The sequence below is a fragment of the Nocardia sp. CA-119907 genome (genome assembly GCF_050955995.1).
GTDB lineage: Bacteria > Actinomycetota > Actinomycetes > Mycobacteriales > Mycobacteriaceae > Nocardia.
Window position 1 is genome coordinate 1,444,631 of sequence record NZ_CP192091.1, and the last position, 17,760, is coordinate 1,462,390.

Consider the following 17,760-nt stretch of genomic DNA (forward strand, 5'->3'; position numbering starts at 1 on the left):
TGGCCGTTGGAGAGGAATCCGAATTCATGCCCAGCACGCCGCGTTCGGCTATCGCAGTGTTCGTCGCGGCAGTGCTGGTTTCGGTGCTGACCGCCTGTGGTTCCGATAACAAACCCGCCCCGGCGATACCGCGCGGCGAGGTGGTCTCCACCTCCCCGGTCGAGCAGCTGTCGCCCCAGCAGACCACGGCGTATCTGGCCGATGCGAATATCGGTACGCCGGTGCGCAATGGCGTCGACGCCTACCGCGTCGTCTATCGCACCATCACCCCGGAGGGCGGCGCGACAACGGCGAGCGGACTTATCGCCTTGCCGCGCACCGATTCCCGGCGACTGCGCGTGGTCAGCTACGAGCACGGCACGCTGGTGCTCAAGAGTGACGCGCCCTCGGTCAATGGCACGACCCGCCCGGAACGTGCGCGCACCATTATGTTCGCCGCGGCGGGCTACGCGGCCGTCGCGCCGGACTACCTCGGACTCGGCGAAGGTCCGGGCTTTCATCCCTACACCCACGCCCCCTCGGAGGTCAGCGCCTCGGTCGACCTGTTGCGCGCCGCCCGCACCATGGCCGCCGAACGGCAGCGCGATCTGGACCCGGACATCCTCGTCACCGGCTTCTCCCAGGGCGGACAGGCCGCGACGGCACTGGGCAAGGCGCTACAGGGCGGTGACGCCCCCGGCTTCGGCCTGTCCGCGCTCGCGCCGATCAGCGGTCCCTACGACGTCGCGCAGGTCGAGACGCACGGCGCCATCGACGGACGGGTCCCCCCGGCGATCGCAGTCTTCTACCTGGCCTACTGGATCACCTCGATGAACCGCATCTACCACCTCTACGATCGGCCCGCCGACGCATTCTCCGAACCCATCGCCGACCGCATCGACCAACTCTTCGACGGAGAGCAGAACGAGATCACCATCGGCAACGCCCTCCCCGCGCGCCCGGAACTGCTGCTGACACCGAAATTCCTGGCCCAGGCCCAACATCCGACCGGAACCTCGCAATCGGCGGTGGCCGCCAGCGACGGTACCTGCGACTGGACGCCACGCGTCCCGGTGCACCTCTACGCCGCAACCGGCGACCGAAATGTGCTCTACGCCAATGCCGAACACTGCGTGCAAGCGATGCGCACCGACCGCGCCACTCTTACCGACCTCGGCGATATCGACCACTCCGCCACTGCCCGCGTCGCGCTCCCACAGATTCTCGATTGGTTCCAACGCGAAATTCCGGCCACCTGAACGGGTTCAGCGGATGCCGGGAGTCGGGGCGGGGCCGACGCAGCCGAGGATGAAGCAGCCGGATGGCCAATCCGCGAACGGTGCGGCCGGGGCCTTGCCGAGGCAGAGCAGCGGGCCGCAGCCCGGATAGGCGGTGGGGCCGATGCCGAGGGCGTCGAGGACCGCGTCGGGGTTGGTGATCATCGGATCGTCCAGGCTCACGCCCTCTTGTGGCACATAGGGTCCCGGATCTGGTAGCCGCGGTTCCCGGAAGGCCGCATTGATGGCGCGCAGCGCGTCGTTCTGGAAGGTCCCGGCAGCACCCGGAACGGTGACGCCGGTCCAGCTGACCACCAGGTCGAGGCTCGGCACAATGTAGCTGTCCTGGCGCATCATGCCCGACATCTTGACGGCATCGGCGGGCAGACCGGGGAATTCGGCGGCGCATTCGGGTCCGTTGACGACGAAGAGGAAGCCGTAGCACGGGCTGGTCTGCGACGGTTGACTCGCCTGCGCGAGGTAGTCGGCCGAAATGACCTGGATGCCATGCCAGTTCCCGCGATTGGCGACCAGCAGGCCGAGCTTGACGAAATCGTCGGGAGGGAGCACGAGATGGGCGTAGCCATAGGTGTTTCCGCTGCGGTCGCGGCCCCAGTAGTAGTCGGTGCTCCGGATGCCCAATGGGTCGAACAGCTTTCGCTGCGCATACTCCTGGAAGTCCGAGCCCACCGCCCGCTGTACCACATAGGCGATCAGGTCGACGGCGCGCTGGCTGTAGCGCCAGACCGTGCCCTGCGGATGCTCGACCGGTCGCGCCATGGCCTGCGCCACCACATTCGGATCGAGTTGTGCCAGCCCTGTGACACCCTCGGAGAGTACCGAGACCTCGAGACCCGAGGATTCGGTGAGCAGATTGCGCACGGTGATCGCGCGGTGCTCGGCATCGCCGACGCCCGGCGGCAGATAGGCGTCGATCGGATCATCGATCCGCAGCCGCCCCTCGTCGACAGCGATGCCGGTGATCAGCGAGACCACGCTCTTGGTCGCACTCCACAGATTCCACGGCACACCGCCGGTCTGTGCGTTGTTCGGCCCGGTCGCGATCAGACAGTTATTGCGGAACACCTGGATATTGCGGCGTGTCGGATCGGCGGCGAAGCCGATGGCCGTGCGTAGCACGGGCGAATCGAGGCCCACCTCTTCGGGCGTCGCCGTTTGCGGCGTGCGTCCATCGGTGAGTTCACAATGTTTCAGCTCCGCTGGCGCGGCATCGGCGACCGCACCCGACAGACCGGCCAACAGCACAATGGCCATGGTGATCGCAGACACCACAGCACTCTTCGAACGACGACGCACTCGACCCTCCACGCACCCACGGTTACGGTGGTGAGATCGAGCGGTATCGCCCCGTGTTACGGCATCGAACGCCCCAAATCCCATGGTCACAGGGGTTAGGGGCAGGCTCACAGCGGACTGACAGCAAACGCCAAGGCGGTCCACCGGTACGGCTGTGATACTCCCCAGGTGACAGTGACCAGTGCCCCGGCGTCCCTGCCGGACACGACCCCACCCGACCCGACTCCGCCCGTCTCGGCGACGGCGCTGCCACCCATCCGGCGGTGGGAGCTTATCGGCCTGGTGGTCCTGCTGATCGCGACGGCGGCCGCCTATCTGTGGAATATCACCGTCAATGCCATGGGCAATGGCTTCTATGCCGCCGCGGCTTGGTCGGGCTCGCGGGACTGGAAGGCGGTGCTGTTCGGCTCGCTGGATCCGGAAAACTTCATTACGGTCGACAAGCCGCCGGTATCGCAGTGGGTAATGGGACTTTCCGGTCAGCTGTTCGGCTTCAGCAGCGCGAGCATGCTCATACCGCAGGCACTGATGGCGGTCGTGACGGTCGCGCTGATGTACGGGGCGCTGACCCGGGCGACCGCGAGCCGCGGCGCGGGACTGCTCGCCGGTGCCGTCTTCGCGGTGACGCCGGTGGTGGCGCTGATGTTCCGGTTCAACAATCCGGACGCGGTCATGGTGCTGCTGATGACGGCCGGTGCGTACTGCACCATCCGCGCGCTGCGGCAGGCGAGTGTGCGCTGGCTGATGCTGGCTGGCGTCGCGCTGGGGTTCGCCTTCCTGGCGAAGATGCTCGAGGGCCTGATGGTGCTGCCCGCATTGGGCATTGCGTATCTGATCGTCGCGCCCACCGCACTGCGGACCCGGCTGTGGCACCTGCTTGCCGCGGCCGGGGCGTTGATCGTCTCGTCCGGCTGGTTCGTGCTGCTGACCATGCTGTGGCCGGAGTCCTCGCGACCGTATCTGGCCGGTTCGACGAACAACACCTTCATGGATCTGGTGCTCGGCTATAACGGCTTCGCGCGCTTCCTCGGCCGCAACCACAAGGGCGGCAACCGCTTCGAGCTGCCACCCGGTTACGAAATGCCGCACAATGCCGGACCGGGACAGGGCTTCGGCGGCTTCGGTTCGGGGCCGGACCGATTGTTCACCGGCGAAATCGGTTATGAGATCTCCTGGCTGCTGCCCGCGGCGATCCTCGCCTTCGGATTGGTGCTCGCGGCACGGTGGCGGGCGCCGCGCACCGATCTGGTGCGTGGTGCGGCGCTGACCTTCGGGCTGTGGCTGATCATCGATGGCGTCGCCTTCTCCACCATGAAGGGCGGCATGCACGCCTACTACACCCTGGCGATCGGACCCGCTGTGGCGGGAATGTTCGCGCTCGGGGTACACGAAATGTGGCGTCGCCGCGACGGTGCATTCGGCCGAATCGGCTCCGCCGCACTCATTCTGACCGCCGGCATCTGGGCATTCATTGTCCTACAGCGGAATTCGGACTGGCAGCCCTGGCTGCGGTGGACCATCCTCGTGATCTCGGTGCTCGCGGCCGTCGGTCTGCTCATCGCATCGCTTCCGGCGGCCGGGCGTCGCCGGGCGCGCGATCGGGTGACCTCGGTACTGGTGGTCGCGGGTGTGTTGGCCGGTCTCGGCGGATCGACGGCGTATGCCGTGACGACGCTGCCGCAGTCGCACACTGGCGGCAGTCCGACGGTCGGCCCGGGCCGCAAGCAGAAGCCCGGCCCCGAGAACGAGGCCCAACAGCAGATGCGCCGGTTCATGAGCGGCGATTTCGCGGAGCCGCGATTGGTGAGCATGCTCAGCGATACGGCGACGCGGTGGTCGGCCGCCGTGGATCGCTCCTCGACCGCGGCCACCCTCGAATTGGCCAGTCGCACACCGATTATCGCGATCGGCGGCTTCACCTCCGACGATCCGGTGCCGACGCTGCACCAGTTCCAGGAACTGGTGCGCACCCATCAGGTCACCTATTACCTCGCGCAGGAGGTGAAGCTGCCCGATTCCTGGCGGGTCCCGAATCAAGGCAATGCCCCGGCAGCGGAGCCCGACGATGAGCTGTGGCGGCCGGTCGGCCACAAGGACATCGGCGACTGGGTGGCCGAGCATTATCAAGCGGTCCACATCGGCAATGTCGCGGTCTACGACCTGACGGTGTCGCCGAGCTGAGGGTTTCGCACCGGAAAGCGCCGGGCCCAGGGTTCGAATTCGATACGGGCACTGGTGATCACGGTGCTGAGCAAGCGATACCAGCCCGCGATGATGATCAGTTCCAGGATCTGGTCCGCGCCGTAGCGGTCGGCCAGCCGGGTCCAGACATCATCGGAGATATCCCCGGTGTCGTGGAGTTCATCGGCCATGCGCACCAGCACGCTGTCCGCGGCGGTCCACGCCGGATCGTCGGCCGGACCGACGGCGGCGGCGTCGATCTGGGCGGTGGTCAGGCCGACCTGCGGACCCTGGACCACCGCGTGCACACCCCATTCGTACTCGGCGCCCGCCCGGGCGCAGGTGCGATGGATGACGATCTCGCGGTCGCGCGGCGGCACTCGGCCGTGGCCGAGAATTCCCGCGCCGAGCGGACGCATGCGCGCGAAGAGTTCGTCGTGCAGGGCCAGCGTGCGGAACAGCGCCAGTGGTTCGACCGCGGCTTCCGGTGGCATCCACTTCTTCAGTTGGGCGTCGGTATCGGGTGCGTAGGGCGGGCGCAGCGGGGCGATGCGGGGTGTGGATTCGGTGGTCATCGATCGAACCTCGTTAGACTGGTCTTCATGCTTCGAAAAACAGAGCAAGGACGGTCTCGATGGTAGCTTCGGAATCCGAAGCAGACAAGACTCCGGTGGTCGGCCACCCCGTGCGGGGATCGCGCACCGGCCGCCCGATCATGGCGCTGCTGGATCTGCTCGGACGTCGCTGGACGCTGCGGGTGCTGTGGGAATTGCGCGACGGCGCCAGCGTCACCTTCCGCGAATTGCAGAGTCTGACCGGCGGGGTGTCGGCCAGCGTGCTGAACGATCGGCTGCGCGAGCTGCGCGAGGTGGCGATCGTGGAGACGGATGCGAAGGGGTACCGCCTCACCGCCGATGGCCTCGACCTGGTCGCGGCCCTCGGACCGCTACAGGTTTGGGTCGAGCGCTGGGCCGACGACGCCTAGCGACGCGTTCGGCGCCGGAGCGGCGGTTCGATAAACGCGTGGACAGTGCGTGCGCTGCCCGGCCAACCGGTTGGCGCCGCTCGCCGAGCGACGGCTGCGAGTCGGTCGCGGTCTTCGGCACTGCAGGTTTGGGTTGAGCGTTGGGTCGACCGCGCCTGGGTGCGGTCGAGTCGGACGCCCGGGTCAAGTGCTCGACAAGGCGACCGACAGTGCGCGGGCGGCCATGGTCAGTCGGCTGGCACCGCCGCGCCGCAGCACCGCATCGAGTCCGAGGAGGTCACCCTGGGCACCAGATTTACGGGCGCAATCGGCCGCCACCGCAACCAAGTCGGGCAGGCCGGGCGTTGGGTTGTTCGCGAACAGCACGGGCAGGATGGCCGCGAGCAAAGGCCAGGTGCGGTGTGCGCCCAGTGCATGTCGGGTGTCGCGCAGTGAACTCGCGAGTCGTCCGGTCGGGGCGCGCACGGGTAGTGCGCGCGCCAGCAGATCCGGTCGGAGTTCGTCTGTGGCTGCCAGCGTGACCAGTGCGTCGACGCCCACCGCGCGGTCGCGGGCGTCCTCGCTGACGAGTGCGGTCATGACCGCTCGATGCACCTGCGGCCCCTTTGCGCCCGGCAGACTCACGATGCGCGACAACCGATCTCGGTCCACCCACGACATCCATGCGGCCTGCGACTCCGGGATGGGGAGCTGATATGCGGGTAGCGGACTGGAGTACCCACGCCCATTCGGGGGCGGGCCGCGCAATGCCGCGCTCAGGTACTTCGGTAACGCGTCGATCTCCGTATCGGACTGTTCGCCGCGCAGCCAGGCGGCCAGGCGTGTCCCCTCGGGTGAGTGCAGCGCATCGGCCATCAATGGCACCTCGGGGTGCGATGTGGGCATGACCCGCACCAGCGCCTGGGCGAAATCGGCCGAACCGGGCCGCAGGCCCAACTCCGCGTATTCGCGCAGCCGTCCAACGAGTTCGGCGGCATCTATCCCGCCATTGTCGAAGGTAGGTGTCGCCAGTGAGAACGGCGGCAGCACAGCGCCTTCCAGCGCCAGGGTGCCCCACTCGGCCATGCGGTCGGTCAATGGGGTGGACCGGGACGGCCCGCGCGGCGGATACCGCAGTGCGCCGGTGGCGATCGCGGCGAGGGTACGGATCGACCACGGCTGTCCAGCACACCATCGACGCTGTCGTTGGCGCTGCCACCACGATGAATCCTGTTGCGCCGCAGGAACTTCATGGTCGACAGCCGGGCCGAGCGCCACCGCCAACCCGTCCCGATCCCGGTAGGTGAACCGGATGACGGCGTCGAGGAATCGCTCATCCAGCGACCAGTCGTCGTGATGTCGCGCGGTCACCCGGCGGTACAGCGCCACCGTTTCCGAAGCCGTGCTCGCCACGGTGAATCGAGCGAGCGGAGCCCGAGGTGGCAGTGGAAACCGCTCTTCGAGCTCCCACGCCCGCGCGGCATCGGCGCATTCGACCCGCGTCGGCTCGTCCGCCGCTCGCAGCTGCCGGGTGATGATCCGCGCCATTCGCGCGCGCAGCGCGATATCCGCGGTCGTTTCCATGGCTTCCGCCAGCACCCGCACGGACGCCGAAGCGCACCCCGGCTCACCCCTAACCGCCCGATCCAACCAGCTCAACTGTGTGCGGACCAGCTTCTTCTCCGGCCGCGCGAGCACCGACCGCGAAAGCGATACGACATCCGTGCTGGCGAGCGCACCCTCGGTATGCAATTCGGCGAGCACACTCTGCGCATGAGCGGCGGCGGTGGACCGCCCTTCGGCCAACATCCGCGAGTAGTACTCCACCCGCCCGGCGCATTCGGCAACACTGGCCTGCATCCGCGTGAGTTCTACCAGCCGCCAACGGATCTCGGACGGAGGCGCGTCCGCACGCAGCAGATCACTGAGCAACTGCCCGTGCCTGACCGCGCGCTCGGTATCCGCCATGGGCACACCGTAGAGGCAGGGTCCGACAATCCGGGGGTTGACGGCGAGCGGGTGAGTGAGTGTATAGTCACTCACATGGACAGACGCGGTATCGCACTTTCCACCTCGGAGATCCGGCGCGAGGCAGTGGTCGATGCCGCGATCGCCGAATTCGCACAGGCCGGATATCACGGCACGCCGATCAATACCGTTGCGGCGCGGGCGAATATCTCGCCGGCCTATGTGTTCAAGCTGTTTCCCGGCAAGGTCGCACTGTTCGTCGCCGCGCTGGATCGGTGCTACGAACTGGTCGAGCGCGCGTTGTCGGCGGGCGCTGCGCGGGTCGACGGCGCGGCTCCCGACGAGATCCTGTACGAGATGGGTGCGGCGTACGCGGAACTGATCGCCGACCGAAACCTGTTGCTGCTGCAGGTGCACGCACAATCGGCGGTCGATATCCCGGAGGTCGCCGAGGCGGTGCGGCGCGGGCTCGAGCGCGTGACGACCTTCGCGAAGACGCGATCCGGAGCCGCCGATGACGCGGTGCAGCGCTTCATCGCCTACGGCCAACTCTGCCATCTGATCACCACGCTCGGATTGGACAGTCTCGAAAGCGATTGGGCGCGCATGCTGAGCGCCGGTATCCGTCACGTCGATCCGAAGCACTGAGGAAACTTGTCGCCCCTTCGTGGGGCACTCTTTTTGGCCATCTAGTGACTGTTCAGTCACTCACTCGATAAACCATCAACTGAGAGGACACCGAAAATGAACACCCTGGCGACCCAGATCCTGCTGCCCGGCCCCGTCGAACCGTCGGGTCTGCAGATCACCCACCGCGAGCTGCCCGCACCGGCCGCTGGCCAAGCCATGGTGGCCGTCGAGGCCACCGGCATCTCCTTCGCCGAACAGCAGATGCGGCGCGCGAAGTACTACGACCAGCCGCCGTTCCCGTTCGTCCCCGGCTACGACCTGGTCGGCACGGTGACCGCGATCGGGGCGAATGTCGATTCGACGCTGCTCGGCCGCCGCGTCGCCGTACTGACCAAGGTGGGCGGCTGGGCCAGCCATATCGTCCTCGACGCCGCCGACCTGGTCCCGGTTCCCGATGGCCTCGATGCCGCCGAGGCCGAAACCTTCGTTGTGAACGGCATCACCGCATGGCAGATGCTGCATCGCATCGCCAAGGTGCGCAGCGGTGCAACAATTCTCGTACACGGTGCCAATGGCGGCGTCGGCTCGACCCTGGTCCAGCTCGCGCGCCATGCCGGAATCCGGGTGCTCGGCACGGCCTCCGCCCGGCATGCCGAAGCCGTTACCGCACTGGGCGCCGAGGCCATCGACTACCGCGGCGATGTGGTGGCGCAGGTTCGCGCGCTGGCGCCGGGCGGAGTCGACGCGGTCTTCGATCATGTCGGCGGTCCCGGGATCGTCGATTCGTTCCGCCTGCTCGCGCCGCACGGCACGCTGGTTTCCTATGGCTCCGCGGCCACCAAGGACGATCCCGGCAACTCACGTCTCCCGGTGCTCGCCCTGGTGGGCCGCCTGATCTGGTGGAATCTGCTGCCCAACAAGCGGAATGCGCATTTCTTCAACATCTGGGCGGGAAAGCGCAACCGCGCCCGGTTCCGCACCGAGATCGCAGCGGATCTCACCGCGGTATTCGACCTGGCCGCGGCCGGAATCCTGCGGGCGCAGGTGGCCGCTCGTATCCCGCTGGCCGAGGCTGCCCGCGCCATGGAACTCGCCGAATCCGGCACCGTCACCGGCAAGGTCGTCCTCGTCCCCTGACATTGTTGCCCCGGCTCACGCCCCCGTCGTGGAGCCGGGGCGGACGACCATCAGCACCGTGACGACGGTCCAGAGGAGATTGAAGATGCCGGTGAACATGGCCAGCTGGCCGGTGCTCGGGACGGGCTGGGATGTTGTGCCGGACAGCGCGGCGAGGAAGCGGGTTTGATCGGGCAGTATTGCCAGGGCGAGGATTCCGGCGGCCGCCCCGGTCAGGGCGATGGAGATGGTGAGCCAAATATCGGTCAGGACACCGAGACTCGCCGCGGTGGCCAGGCCGAAGACCGGGACGGCGAGGCCGATGGCCGCGTAGACGCGGCAGATGCGGTGCAGGGTGCGGGCGGTGGTCAGGTGGTGTTGGTCGGCCGGGGTGGCGAATGCCCGGCGAGCGGTGGCGGGAAACATGCTGGCCGCCACCGTCACCGGTCCGATGGCGATAATGGCGGCCAGGACGTGCAGGGAGAGTAGAAGTTTCGTCACGGGCGGCGGCTCAGAGGGCGACGGTGGGGTTGCGGCCCGCATTGCGCCAGACGGTGCCGCGCCGCTCGTGTGCGAACAGTTTCTCCACGGCATTGGCGATGCGCGGGCCCAGTTCGCGCTCAACGAGATACAGGCCGAGATCGAGGCCGGAGGTGACGCTGGCACCGGAGATCAGGTCGCCATCATCGACCACGCGGGCATCGATGGCAGTGACCCCGGTCGCGGTGAGGGTGTCCATTCCGCTGAGATGTGTTGTGGCGCAACGTCCTTTGATCAGACCCGCCATCGCGAGCACCAGCGAGCCGCCGCAGACGGTGGCCACGGTCGTATCCTGGCTGTCGAGTGCTTCTCGCAGCAGCGCGGGCAGTTCGGTGCCGAGGCTGCGGGCAATGATCATCGGAATGGTGTCCGCCCGTTGGTCATCCGGTCCCTCGGCCAGTCTGCCGACCGCGCCGGGGACGACGATCAGGTCCGCGCGGTCCGGATCGAGACGGGCGGCGGCATCGAGCGAAATGGCGGGGATGCCGCTGGGCACCCGGCGCGCGCCCTCGGCGGAGACCAGTTCGACGGTCACTCCGCCGCCGGTCACCAGACGTCCGGCATCGAGCACCTCGAGCGGTGCGATGACATCCAGCGGGTCGAATCCGTCGAACAGTACGAACTGGGCGAACACCCGAATCAGCTCCTTCTCATTGTCGGTGCTGCCGACGCTAGTGATCGGGGAGCGGCGCGGGAACTGGCGGAATTGCCATATACCAACGGATTCTCGCCAGGACGACTGAACTGCAAATACGGCGAATTAGCCTGGTCAGACCTCTTGGCGGAAATCTGATGACCACCTACGGTATCGGCATGCATACCGTGGCCGTCCTCGCGCTGGACCAGGTCCTGCCCTTCGACCTCTCCACGCCGATCGAATCCTTCACCCGCTGTCGGCTGCCCGACGGCCGCCCGGCCTACCGGGTCCGCGTCTGCGCGGCCGGACCGACCGTCGATACCGAACTGTTCACCATCCGAGCCCGCTGGGGACTCGAGGCATTGGCCGAGGCCGATACGATCATCCTCCCCGGCTGCGCGGATCCCACCGCGCCGGTCCCCGCCGATATCGTCGCGGCCCTGCGCACGGCCGCGGCGAACGGCATCCGCATCGCTTCGATCTGCGTCGGCGCGTTCATCCTGGCCGCTACCGGACTGCTCGATGGGTTGCGCGCCACCACACACTGGCTGGCCGCCCCGACGCTCGCCGCCCGCTACCCCGCCATCGATGTCGACCCGGATGTGCTCTACGTCGATAATGGCCAGTTGCTGACCTCCGCGGGCGCCGCTGCCGGAATCGACCTGTGCCTGCACATGATTCGCCGCGATCACGGTTCGGCGGTGGCCGCCGATGCCGCCCGCCTCGCGGTGATGCCGCTGGAACGCGAAGGGGGACAGGCCCAGTTCATCGTGCACGACCAGCCGCCGACGCCGCAGGGCGCGTCGATGGAACCGCTCCTGCGCTGGCTGGAGGAAAATGCCGCGCGGCCCCTCACGCTGGACGACGTCGCGGCCCAGGCCGGTATGAGCCAGCGGACCCTCAATCGCCGCTTCCGCGAACAGACCGGCACCACCCCGCTACAGTGGTTGCACCGAGCCCGCGTGCGTCAGGCCCAATATCTGCTCGAAGCCACCAACCATCCGGTCGATCGCATCGCCGTCCAGGTCGGATTCGGTTCCCCCACCGCCTTTCGCGACCGCTTCAAACGAGTCGTCGGCACCAGTCCGCACGCCTACCGCACCGCCTTCCAGAGCCTCGCCCGCTGACTCAGCACACGAACTGACGGTTCCAACAGGACTGCAAGACAGTCTCTCGCCGGTGGGCCGCCGCCGGGCCATCGTGGAACAGCGTCGGATCGTGGTCGAGCACGCGGCGTTCGAGCTTGCGGCGCACACCGGTCCCGGCTCGAGGCCGATCTCGTCGACCAGCGACCGCGTGGACTCGCCGCAATAGCGCCAGGCAGGTAATCAGTCGATCCGGGCGGCGATCCCGTCGAGTATGCACCCGAGGCCGAAGTCGAAGCGCTGGTCCGCGTCCGCATCGGCGGCGTCGCGCACCCGACGGGCGAAGTGGGGATAGTCCTCGCTCGCGATCACCTCGCGGATATAGGGTGCGACGGTCTCGCGCCACTGGTCCTCGGTCAGACCGGTGCGACGTTGCGCCTGTTCCTCCGCGAGTTGGGCGGCGGTGGCGCCGAAAACGTAGGCGTGCACGGTATCGACAATGGCGGCCGCGCTCGTGATATCCGGCGTCAGCTCGGTCGCGGCGGCGAGTGAAGTGTCGTGCAGGCGAAGGGAATTCGCGCCGAGGGTGGGTCGGCCGGTCAGTTCGGAGGCCAGCCACGGGTGCCGGATCATGGTGTCACGCAGGTGCTGCGCGACGGCGGTGAGGTCGGTGCGCCAGTCGCCGACGAGGGCGGGCGGCGCCACTTCGCCGCGGACCGCATCGATCATCAGATCGAGCAGATCGTCGCGACTGGCGATGTAGCGGTACAGCGATGCCGTGCCGGATTCGAGTTCGGTGGCAATGCGGCGCATGGACACCGCGTCGGGTCCTTCGCTGTCGGCCAAGCCGATGGCGGTGCGAACGATCTGCTCCACGCCGGGAGCCTGCCGTCGCGGCATGCGCCGCTCCTTGCTCCAGACCAGCGCGGGGGTCTTCGCCGAATTCGTCACTACCTGCTCCTCGACTGCTTTCGTTGCGAACATCGTAGCAGTATGGATACGGTGTATCCGTTACGGAAACGCTGTATCCATAAGGGAGTTGTCATGTTGCGCACACCGATATTGATCGTCGGAGGCGGCTCGGTCGGCCTGTTCACGGCCCTATTTCTGGCCCGGCACGGGGTCGAGGCGCAGCTGGTCGAGGCACAGCCGGAGCCGTCGGTACATCCGCGGGCGACCGGGCTCGGCCCGCGCACCCTGGAATTCCTGCGCGAGGCCGAGGTGTTGGACGCGGTTGATGCGGTGGCCGTCGATATGTCGGTGGGCAATCTCGGCAAACTCACCGCGACAACCCTCATCGCGGCGAATCCGGCCGGGCTGCCCGATGCCGCGCCCGCACGTTCGGGATGGCGCTCGGACTTGGTGACACCGGCCGCGATTCGCGGCACCTGCCCACAGCACCGACTCGATTCGGTGCTGCTGCCCGCGGCTACACAGCGCGGTGCCGCCGTCCGCTACGGGACCCGGCTGCTGTCCTTCGACCAGGACGCCGATGGCGTTACCGCCCATCTCGACGACGGGCAGACGATCCGCGCCGACTACCTGGTGGCCGCAGACGGCGTGCACAGCGGGGTGCGCAAGGCGCTCGGCATCGGCACGAACGGACCTGGGGCGCTCGGCAATCCGAAGATGAACATCCTCTTCCACGCCGACCTACGCCCGTACACCCAGGGTCGGCAGTTCGTCGCATGCGATATCACCACCCCGAGCGCGCCGGGCATCTTGATGACCATCGATGGCGCGAAAGAGTGGGTCTTCCACAGTGATTACGATCCTGAGCGCGGCGAATCGGCCGAGGATTTCACCGTCGACCGGTGCGTCGAATTGATCCGCGCCGCGGTCGGCGATCCCGATCTGGATCCGCAGGTGATCAGCAGATTGCCCTGGCGGGCAAGGGGATCGGTCGCCGAACGGTTCCGGGATGGGCGGGTGTTCCTGGTCGGTGACGCGGCGCACGCGGTGCCCCCGCTCGGCGCCTTCGGGTTGAATACCGGCGCGGCCGATGCGCACAATCTGGCCTGGAAACTGGCCGCGGTGCTGGCCGGGCATGCCGGTCCGGCGCTGCTCGACAGCTATGACGCCGAGCGGCGTCCGGTCGCGACCACCACCATGGCGCAGGCGCTGCTTCGCTTGAAGGCCCCACGGCTGCACTGGGATTCCAGCTCGGCCGCCGCCGCCGAGCGCGCGGCACTCGGCATCATCAACGCTCCCGTCGTGCATATGGGCTATCGATACGATTCGGCGGCGGTAATCGCACCGGAGCCCGCGCTGCCATCGACCGAGGACATCGAACTGGTGCTCGACGGTACACCGGGATCCCGGCTTCCGCACGCCTGGGTGGAGCGTGACGGCACCCGAGTCTCCACCCTCGACCTCGTGGCATCCCATTTCACGCTGCTGGTCGGTCCGGACGGTGCGACGTGGCTGGGTGCCGCACGTGCGGTTGCCGACCGTCTGCTCGTACCCCTGCGGACGATGGTGATCGATACGCCGGAATGGTTGCGGCAGGTCGGAATTCCCGAGCAGGGCGCTCTTCTCGTGCGACCCGATCAGATGATCGCCTGGCGCGCGCCGACCACGCCGCCCGATCCGGCCGATGCGCTCGGCCGAGTGCTCGCGCGCATCCTCGCCCGCACTCGGGGCTAGCCCACCTGGCTGTTTCGGATCGGCGCGTGGGGGAAACCTCAGAGATGTCAGGCACCGAGCACCCAGCCTGAGATCGAAATGTGAGGTACCACTATGACAGCGGAAGGGCCGTGGGAAATTCCCCCGCTCGACGACGCGCCGGATATCGCTCGCGCGACCGAGCCGGAGCCGCGAATAACGTTGGCGGACGCTAGAAATTGGCCCGGATTCGTCCTGCTGATCATCGGCGGACTCGTCGCGATCGCCGCCGCGGTGATCGGAGTGGTCGGCTTCCCTGGCGCGGCATTCATTTTCGCGCTCGTCGCCATCGCCGCATCGCTCAGCGGCGTGGCGCTCGTATTGTTCGAGCGTCGCGGCCACCGCCCGCAGCCACGCGGGCCGGAGTCATCGCCGTGGCAGTCGACCATCCCGCCGGGGGCCTGATCACCCCGGTATTCGACCATTAGCTTCTTGGGGCGACACCACAGGTGGGCTCGTCTCGCTGTGTGCCGCCGCGCTGCGCCCGGAGCACGTCCGATCGCTGACGATCGTCGAAGCGCCGCTGTTCTCGTCGCGTAGGGGCACCGGATGTCGATGCGACCAGCGCCGCCACCCGCGCGATCATCGAGGACACGTCCGCATCGCCCGCGGACGGCCTCGGCCGCTCTGCCCGGTATGGGACATCTGGTGCCCGATAGCGGTGCGTCGTTCGACTACCTGCTCGAAGAGTTCTTTCGGCGCGCCGACGAGGATGCGAAATGAGCTGTGTCAGTGGCCTTTACAGGCATCCTCGGCAATGTTCTTGGTGGCGTTGAACTTATCGATCGCGGCATTGAGAGTATCGGTCGGCGCGCGCCGATCGAGGGTGTCGGCGAGTGCGTTGGTGTCGTCGCGGTAGCTGCGCAGCGGGGTCGCGACGGTCAAAGGCACCTCGGAGGTCACCTTCGAATCGATGGTGCGCGCGTTATTGCGCAGCGTCGTGACGGCGTCATTGGCCTTGGAATTGGTCTCCGGATCGTTGACGCCCTTGCTATTGCTCGCATCGATGTAGTCGTTGAAGGAGTGGATCGAGCTGGTGTTCGCGGTGGTGAAGGTGTCGCAAGCGCTTCCGGTCGCCCGTTCGGCCGCCGCCGCGCGCGAGGAGGATGCGGCCACCGACGACGCCGTGACCTCGGAGGCCCATGCGGCGAGTTCGGTCTGGTTGACCTGCGCGCTGCCGGTGATCTGCTTCGAGCACGCGCCGATGGTCAGGACACCCGCTGCGGCCGCGGCCGCGGCGGCGACGAGGCCCACACGTTCTAGACGTCGCATGTCGGTTTCCCCTCTCTCCCCTCCGAACACCCGGCCGCTGGAGGCACGAAGGAGGCCGGACGTAAAGACCGTACTTGCTCGCGCCCGTCGACGTCAGCCGACCGCACCCAGATCGATGACCAACCGATATCCGCCGGGATCTAACGTCCAGGTCAGGGCCACAAGATCGGCACCGGGGCACACCGGGACGGGCCGTCCCGGTGTGCCCCGGTTGCGCTGGGGTCAGCGCTGTCCGAGCAGGCCGCGCATGGTGTCGATTTCGGACTGCTGGGCGGCGACGATGGCGGTGGCGAGCCCCTTCGCGTCCGGATTTACGCCGTTGGCGAGTTCGGTATTCGCCATGGTGATCGCGCCGGCGTGGTGCTCGATCATCAGTTCCATCCACTTCCGGTCGAAGTCGGCTCCCGATGCCGCCGCGAGCGCGTTCATCTGCTCGTTCGACATGATGCCCGGCATTGCCGAGGTGCTGGGCATGGTGGTCATACCAGGCATGGTGGTCGGCATCTCCATGCTGTGTCCGCCGTGTCCGGTGCTGCTCGGCGCGGGCTTGCCGAAGCTCTCGAGCAATGTGGTGATCTGCTCCATTTCGGGGGACTGTGCCTGCTCGATATTCGCGGCGAGCGCGCGCACCTGCTCGTTCTGGGTGCGGCTCGGGACCAGCCGCGCCATCTCGACCGCCTGCGCGTGATGCGGGTACATCATCTGCAGGAAGGTCACATCCGCGTCATTGAAATCGGTTCGGGCAGCGGGCTTGCCGGAGCTGGCCTGGCTCGATGATGCGCCCTGGTCCGTGCTCGGCGATTCGCTATTGCTACACCCCGCGGCGAAAAGCGCTGCGGCGGTGCTGGTTACGGCGATGGCAAGGGTGATTCGGCTACGGGTGATGAACATGTCTGTGCTCCTGAGGAATTGCTAATGAACGGTTTCGGACAGGCAGAAGCCGCGACCGTGGTTGCGGGCGCGGTGGGCCTGTCAGATCCGCAGAATCGACAATTCGGCCAGGGACAGCACGGTCCACGGTGGTGCGCGTTCGCGCATCGGCCACCACTGGCGCGGTTTCGACACACCGCCGCCCGGTCGATCGAGGGTGATCCAGTAGAGCAGGACGAGCATCAGGGCCAATGCCACGGCCGTCAGGATGAAGACGCAGGCGTGCATGCCGAAATGCGCATCGCCGCAACCGTCGTCGGTGCAGTCCGATCCGGTGGTCGCATCGTGCCCGGCGGGCATCGCCATTGTCATCGTGCCGTGGTGGTCGGCGGGGGTGGGGGCGACGGTGAAAACCCCCGCGTGCATGGCCACGATCCCCGCGAGCAGCGCCAGCACACCGAGCGCCCGGACGAGTCCGGTGGCGCGCGGAGGCAGATGCTGTTCGACCACGCCGTCATTCTAGAGCGGCCCGGACGGGCGACCTTTGATACCCCCTGGCCGTATCGACACCGGCTATGCGGTCGCGATATCGATGATCAGCCGGGTGGGGTTCGTCAGCGTGCTGACCGCGAAGTTCGGGCGATCGGCGTTGACCCCGATGAACGACTGGGTGGTGCCCTCGAAGACGGTGGTCCGGTAGACGCCCGCGATCGCGGGCGCGCTGGGGTCGGTGGCCGGATCGGGACCGGAGTACGGCGTCACACCGCTGTCGAACGGATAGGCCGAGCCCGTGATCTGGACCTCGAGAATCGAGTGGCCCGCGACATCGATGACCTTGCCGCTGCCGTCCTGGATGGCCTGCTCGGTGTACTGCACGATCCAGCCGGGCGTGCCAGCGCCGCCGAATTCGTAGACCACGCGGTCGAACCCGGGATGATGTCCGATCCGCAGGTCGGTCACGGTCACGCCCGCGGCATTGGACGGGGCCCCGCGCTTGGGCAGGGCATCGCGCGGTGCGCTCTCCGGTGCGTCGCTGAATGTGCCGGTCGTGGTCGGCGCGGTCGTGGCGTTCGAGCTGGATCCACCGTCGCCGCAGCCAACGAGCACCATCGCCGCGGCGGCGGCCATCAGCACCATCCTGTTACGCATGTGGCTGATGGTATTGGCCATCGCCCGCGCTGCCCGGGATTTGCGATAACCCGGCGTCCGGCACCGGGGTGTCGCCGATATGGCGGGGCGGACGCGATGTATCGGCAACGA

At 67.4% G+C, this 17,760-nt stretch carries 19 protein-coding genes; 9 read left to right on the forward strand and 10 right to left on the reverse strand.

What is annotated here, in order from left to right; genetic code table 11:
• Nucleotides 1–26: 26 nt before the first annotated feature.
• Nucleotides 27–1,238, forward strand: a complete 1,212-nt coding sequence (locus tag ACQP2D_RS06565) for a hypothetical protein (protein WP_433682817.1) — start codon at nt 27–29, stop codon at nt 1,236–1,238.
• A gap of 6 nt (nt 1,239–1,244) precedes the next feature.
• Here the strand turns inward: ACQP2D_RS06565 and ACQP2D_RS06570 are convergent, their stop codons facing one another.
• A complete protein-coding gene (locus ACQP2D_RS06570) occupies nt 1,245–2,546 on the reverse strand; it encodes a serine hydrolase domain-containing protein (RefSeq protein WP_433682818.1) in 1,302 nt (433 codons plus the stop codon).
• Nucleotides 2,547–2,741: 195 nt separating this feature from the next.
• Here ACQP2D_RS06570 and ACQP2D_RS06575 point away from each other — a divergent pair, with 195 nt between their 5' ends.
• Nucleotides 2,742–4,754: an ArnT family glycosyltransferase gene (locus ACQP2D_RS06575; RefSeq protein WP_433682819.1), complete on the forward strand. Its 2,013-nt coding sequence runs from the start codon at nt 2,742–2,744 to the stop codon at nt 4,752–4,754.
• On the opposite strand, the gene ACQP2D_RS06580 is transcribed toward ACQP2D_RS06575, so the two are convergent.
• Complete coding sequence (locus tag ACQP2D_RS06580) at nt 4,727–5,329, reverse strand: carboxymuconolactone decarboxylase family protein (RefSeq protein ID WP_433682820.1); 603 nt, start codon at nt 5,327–5,329, stop codon at nt 4,727–4,729. The genes ACQP2D_RS06575 and ACQP2D_RS06580 overlap by 28 nt on opposite strands.
• Nucleotides 5,330–5,388: 59 nt before the next feature.
• Here ACQP2D_RS06580 and ACQP2D_RS06585 point away from each other — a divergent pair, with 59 nt between their 5' ends.
• Nucleotides 5,389–5,739 carry a winged helix-turn-helix transcriptional regulator gene (locus ACQP2D_RS06585; RefSeq protein ID WP_433682821.1) on the forward strand — a complete coding sequence of 117 codons (351 nt, stop codon included), beginning with the start codon at nt 5,389–5,391 and terminating at the stop codon, nt 5,737–5,739.
• A 183-nt stretch (nt 5,740–5,922) separates the two neighbouring features.
• On the opposite strand, the gene ACQP2D_RS06590 is transcribed toward ACQP2D_RS06585, so the two are convergent.
• Entirely contained in the window at nt 5,923–7,686 is a 1,764-nt protein-coding gene (locus ACQP2D_RS06590) for a hypothetical protein (protein ID WP_433682822.1), read from the reverse strand.
• Between the two features lie 75 nt (nt 7,687–7,761).
• Between ACQP2D_RS06590 and ACQP2D_RS06595 the strand changes: the two genes are divergently transcribed.
• Complete coding sequence (locus tag ACQP2D_RS06595) at nt 7,762–8,334, forward strand: TetR/AcrR family transcriptional regulator (protein WP_433682823.1); 573 nt, start codon at nt 7,762–7,764, stop codon at nt 8,332–8,334.
• A 96-nt stretch (nt 8,335–8,430) separates the two neighbouring features.
• Complete coding sequence (locus tag ACQP2D_RS06600) at nt 8,431–9,453, forward strand: medium chain dehydrogenase/reductase family protein (RefSeq protein WP_433682824.1); 1,023 nt, start codon at nt 8,431–8,433, stop codon at nt 9,451–9,453.
• Between the two features lie 15 nt (nt 9,454–9,468).
• Here ACQP2D_RS06600 and ACQP2D_RS06605 read toward each other — a convergent pair whose 3' ends face one another.
• Nucleotides 9,469–9,933 (reverse strand): hypothetical protein, encoded by a 465-nt coding sequence (locus tag ACQP2D_RS06605; protein ID WP_433682825.1) that lies wholly within the window; start codon nt 9,931–9,933, stop codon nt 9,469–9,471.
• Nucleotides 9,934–9,943: 10 nt separating this feature from the next.
• Nucleotides 9,944–10,606: a DJ-1/PfpI family protein gene (locus tag ACQP2D_RS06610; protein WP_433682826.1), complete on the reverse strand. Its 663-nt coding sequence runs from the start codon at nt 10,604–10,606 to the stop codon at nt 9,944–9,946.
• 179 nt (nt 10,607–10,785) lie between these two features.
• Here ACQP2D_RS06610 and ACQP2D_RS06615 point away from each other — a divergent pair, with 179 nt between their 5' ends.
• The gene (locus ACQP2D_RS06615; RefSeq protein WP_433685554.1) at nt 10,786–11,736 is read left to right on the forward strand and encodes a GlxA family transcriptional regulator; all 951 of its coding nucleotides are present in this window, start codon (nt 10,786–10,788) and stop codon (nt 11,734–11,736) included.
• Nucleotides 11,737–11,937: 201 nt separating this feature from the next.
• Here the strand turns inward: ACQP2D_RS06615 and ACQP2D_RS06620 are convergent, their stop codons facing one another.
• Nucleotides 11,938–12,678, reverse strand: coding sequence for a TetR/AcrR family transcriptional regulator (locus tag ACQP2D_RS06620; RefSeq protein WP_433682827.1), 741 nt, complete (start codon nt 12,676–12,678; stop codon nt 11,938–11,940).
• A gap of 60 nt (nt 12,679–12,738) precedes the next feature.
• Here ACQP2D_RS06620 and ACQP2D_RS06625 point away from each other — a divergent pair, with 60 nt between their 5' ends.
• From ACQP2D_RS06625 to ACQP2D_RS06635, 3 genes are all read left to right on the forward strand, one after another.
• Complete coding sequence (locus ACQP2D_RS06625; protein ID WP_433682828.1) at nt 12,739–14,340, forward strand: FAD-dependent monooxygenase; 1,602 nt, start codon at nt 12,739–12,741, stop codon at nt 14,338–14,340.
• A 93-nt stretch (nt 14,341–14,433) separates the two neighbouring features.
• Nucleotides 14,434–14,763: a hypothetical protein gene (locus tag ACQP2D_RS06630; RefSeq protein WP_433682829.1), complete on the forward strand. Its 330-nt coding sequence runs from the start codon at nt 14,434–14,436 to the stop codon at nt 14,761–14,763.
• A gap of 144 nt (nt 14,764–14,907) precedes the next feature.
• Nucleotides 14,908–15,081, forward strand: a complete 174-nt coding sequence (locus ACQP2D_RS06635; RefSeq protein ID WP_433682830.1) for a hypothetical protein — start codon at nt 14,908–14,910, stop codon at nt 15,079–15,081.
• Nucleotides 15,082–15,087: 6 nt separating this feature from the next.
• On the opposite strand, the gene ACQP2D_RS06640 is transcribed toward ACQP2D_RS06635, so the two are convergent.
• The 4 genes from ACQP2D_RS06640 to ACQP2D_RS06655 form a co-directional block, all read right to left on the reverse strand.
• Nucleotides 15,088–15,630, reverse strand: a complete 543-nt coding sequence (locus ACQP2D_RS06640; RefSeq protein WP_433682831.1) for a hypothetical protein — start codon at nt 15,628–15,630, stop codon at nt 15,088–15,090.
• Nucleotides 15,631–15,852: 222 nt separating this feature from the next.
• Nucleotides 15,853–16,521 (reverse strand): DUF305 domain-containing protein, encoded by a 669-nt coding sequence (locus ACQP2D_RS06645; protein WP_433682832.1) that lies wholly within the window; start codon nt 16,519–16,521, stop codon nt 15,853–15,855.
• Nucleotides 16,522–16,602: 81 nt separating this feature from the next.
• On the reverse strand, nt 16,603–17,010 hold the full coding sequence (locus ACQP2D_RS06650; protein WP_433682833.1) for a DUF6153 family protein: 408 nt from the start codon (nt 17,008–17,010) through the stop codon (nt 16,603–16,605).
• Between the two features lie 63 nt (nt 17,011–17,073).
• Nucleotides 17,074–17,649: an AMIN-like domain-containing (lipo)protein gene (locus tag ACQP2D_RS06655; protein ID WP_433682834.1), complete on the reverse strand. Its 576-nt coding sequence runs from the start codon at nt 17,647–17,649 to the stop codon at nt 17,074–17,076.
• Between the last annotated feature and the right edge of the window lie 111 nt (nt 17,650–17,760).